General features: G+C 26.6%; 3 protein-coding genes. All 3 read left to right on the top strand.

Translation table 11 applies throughout. The annotated features are described in order from the left end of the window. The first annotated feature begins 115 nt into the window (after positions 1–115). Complete coding sequence (locus SH09_RS12110) at positions 116–2,206, top strand: hypothetical protein (protein ID WP_042739919.1); 2,091 nt, start codon at positions 116–118, stop codon at positions 2,204–2,206. Positions 2,207–2,226: 20 nt separating this feature from the next. Next, the gene (locus SH09_RS12105; RefSeq protein WP_042739918.1) at positions 2,227–3,441 is read left to right on the top strand and encodes an MFS transporter; all 1,215 of its coding nucleotides are present in this window, start codon (positions 2,227–2,229) and stop codon (positions 3,439–3,441) included. 14 nt (positions 3,442–3,455) lie between these two features. Next, a partial coding sequence (locus tag SH09_RS12100; RefSeq protein WP_042739917.1) for a carbohydrate kinase family protein occupies positions 3,456–3,972 on the top strand: 517 nt, incomplete at its 3' end.

The raw sequence follows: 3,972 nt of genomic DNA, 5'->3' as shown, positions 1-3,972 counted from the left end.
CCTTTTTATTTTTAATTTATACTATAAAATATAATGTTTTTTATAAAGGAAAAATATTAGCAAATCTAGTTAGTGATCATTCTGAAAAAATTATTCAAATTAAGCGTTAAAAGGGGTGTGTAAAATAAATACTAATACCAAAAATTATACTTGGATATATAGTGAAAACGAATATAGAGAAAATTGGAAAGAAGATATAATACCTATAATAGCTCCTATTAATCCAAATAAAAAAGAAAGATGGGAAAAAGTACTTAATCATTATGGAATTGATTATAAGGAAAGCGTTCCGTTAAATAAAAAAAATGAATCATGCTATTTTAAATCTTTTGATGAACTTAAAAATGAAAATAATTCCGAAAAAAATTCACTAGATTTAATAATTACTGCTGACAAAAAGCTTATAGATATTTCTTTATTCTATGCTAATAGAACCAATAGGAACTTGTTAGTTATTAATAATTGGCATAGCGTAAAAGAAATAGCGAAAGATTACACGGTTAAATCTATATTATTTATAATGGATAAGAAAAAAGTTAATTCTCATAAATTGAACCTTATTAAAAATTTTATATATAGTACTTCTGAACCAATCGAATGGGGAGTTATAACAGGATATGACATTCCATCTATATCATTTGCTTTGGCTAAATCTTTAATATCTCCAGTATTATCTAATGAAAATATTTCTATTATAGATGCATTAAATGAGGAAAAAAAGAATTTTACTAAAGAACAAATAAATAAAAAGCTAAGACAAGACAATGATATATTAACTATAGTGGCTCATGGAGATGGTGCTCATGCAAATTTACAACATAAAGTTCTTTGTGGTTTAACATCAAGTTCAGAACTGGACTTTGCTGGTAAGAAGATACCTAATGGGTGTAATGATAAATATTGTAAACGAGCCCAATTTACTAAAAATGATTTTTTGCCTGCCTATGAAATACAAGCTAAAAGTCTTGTATTTTTATCTTGCAACGGATTTTCTGTGAGTGGAGACTTGTACCCATCAAATCTTAGTCTTGTTTTAAGTGCATCTGATGGATTTCCAATTAATATATTAAGTACAACCACACCAGAATCTTTTAGCTCAGAAGAAGTGAAAATTTTCAGAGATTTATTAAAAGACAGAAAATCTTTACCAGAAATTGTTAATATTTTTAATATGATTTCTAATGACAATTATGAAAAACTACCTTATATACTTTTTGGAGATCCATTAGTTAGATCTTTTAAAAAAACAACTATAAGAGCTAACAGAGCTATAATCAATAAGAATTTTAAAGAAAAGGAAATATACTTAAATAAAAATAATAAATCGAATAGCATTGTAAAATTAACTTCAAATTTTGCAATATTAAACCAAGAATTAGGAGAAGAATTATGCTATGAAAAATATAGAGAGCAATTATTAAATTTAATACAAAACGTAAAATTTCTACAAAAACATTTATATAGTATAGATTATTTTTGTCAAAAAGTTGAAGAAATATTAACTGACGAGAATTCATTAAAGTCATATCTACATAATTTAAACACTAATATTAGATATATAAATATTCTAATAAGTAAATTTTATGAATATTCGAATAAAGTGTTTAATATAAGAATTGTAAATGAAAAGGATTTAATTTTTTACAAAATTAAAATTGAAGAATGTATGAAAAATATGTATAGGAATATATCGGTTATATTAGCAAATTCCAATATTATAGATAAAATAGAACCGATTTTTTCAAATAATTATTTTAAAGAAAGGATTAGATCTACTCAAAAGTGTGTAAGGTGCGGCGTACTTTTAAATAAGTATAACTTATCCTCTTTTAACCCTAATATAATGTCTAGAATTTATTATGATTGCGATAATTGTGGATTTGCAGAAAATCATGCTTATGAGACTTCTAGGCTTTTGTTTAATTCACAACCTAAAATAAATAACAATGAATTAACAATAGTAATATCCCCCAAATTACATCAAACTAGTAATATCTTTTCTTGGGGTAATATCGTAGGTAAAATTACAAATAAAGCAAATGGGGAAACTGTTCATAAATTTTATAAAGAAGGAAATTTAAGTGATGAGCCTTTGATTGTGAATGTTCCATTACCTGAAAAATTTGATAATGATTTACACACTATTAAGATAGCTTTAGTTAGTAATTTCGATATTTCGATAAATAGGTTGCGTTTTGTCAATTGATAAAGAGAAAGAGGGATAGAATGGCATATAATTCTGTATTGCGTAATAGAAACTTTTCTATTTATTTAATAGGTGTAGCTCTTTCAAACATGGGAAGTGCTTTTACTATGTTTGTTTTTCCTTTAATGATTTTAAAGGTTACTGGATCTGCATTTCAAGTTGGTGTAGTTTCTGCACTAAGTTTTATTCCTTACGCAATTTTAGGTTTGCCAGCAGGCGCTTTAATTGACAGGTTTAATAAGAAGAAAATAATGAAATATGCTGATTTAATTAGGTTCTTTGCGTATTTAAGTATACCAGTAATGAGTTTTTTTGGTATGTTAAGCATTTTTCAAATTTATGCTGTTGCCATCATTTCGGGTATTGGCCTGGTATTTCATAGTATTTCAGAGGTCTCAATAATACCAAACATTGTAAAAAAAGAAGATTTGGCAAGTGCAAACAGTTATATTTATGCAACCCAAAATATTTCTGAATTTTTGGGTCCTATAATTGGTGGTTTACTTTACGCATATGTAGGATATTCATTATTAATTTTTATAGATTCTATAACTTTTTTATTATCATTTTTAAGCTTAGTATTAATTAAAATCGAAATCAAAGAGTTATTCAAACAAGAAAAGTTAAATGGCAAAAAATTAGTGAAAGATATCAAAGTTGGATTTAGTTACTTGTTGTCTAATACCACCATTAGGGTAATGGCTGTTGTTATAACTTTATCAAACTTAATTATTTCACCTTATTATATTTACATAGTTATGTTTGTTAAGGAAGATCTAAATCAATCATCTCAAGTATTAGGTTTGATTTTAGGTATTTCATCTTTAGGTGCGCTCATGGGTTCGTTATCTGCTGGTTTTTTCTTGAAAGTATGTAATTTCGGAAAGCTAATTGTAATTATTTTATTTTTAGATACTATATTTAGATTAACATTACCTTTTAGCACTTATGTTTTTATACTTATACCACTTTTAGGACTGACTTATATGGCTCAATCTATTATAAATATAGGAATAATTACATTGAGACAAAAGGAAACCCCAGAACATAAGTTGGGGCGTGTTAATAGTGTTTTTAAAACTATGGTTTTTGCATCAAGACCTATAGGGCTTTTTTTAGGAGGTATACTACTTGAAAGTCAGGGTGGATTTTATGCACTTATAGTAAGTGGTTTATTATGTATACCTTTAGTGATATATGTTTTCATAAATAAGTTTTATAAAGTTGAAGGATAGTAAGGAGAAAATTAATGAAAAAAACTAAAAATATTGTTTGCATTGGTGCAGCAAATATAGATAAACAATTATATTTACGTTCTGAGTTGATTAATAAAAGTTCAAATCCAGTATCATCAAAAATCGTCTCTGGAGGAGTGGCCAGGAATTTAGCGTATAATATCGGTAGATTGAGCAACCAAAACCCTATCCTCTTAACTTTAGTGGGGAATGATAAAGAAGGAAATCATATTCTAAAAGAAGCTAATAAGTATATCAATTTAAAATATACAAAAAGTTTAGATAATATAAACACAGGAATGTTCACTTCTGTAATTAATTATAATGGTGAAATGATGTGTGGTTTTGCAGATATGGATATATATGACTTTATAAGTATTGAATATTTATATGAAAGAATAGAAATAATAAAATGTGCAGATTGTGTGATTGTAGACTCTAATATTCCTGAGAATAGTATTCAATATTTAATTCAGTTATGTAAGAGTAGCAATGTTCCTATAGCTGTTATCCCAGCATCTATAGAGAAGG

Source organism: Staphylococcus gallinarum (genome assembly GCF_000875895.1).
GTDB lineage: Bacteria > Bacillota > Bacilli > Staphylococcales > Staphylococcaceae > Staphylococcus > Staphylococcus gallinarum.
This window is presented reverse-complemented; position numbering and strand designations above follow the sequence as displayed.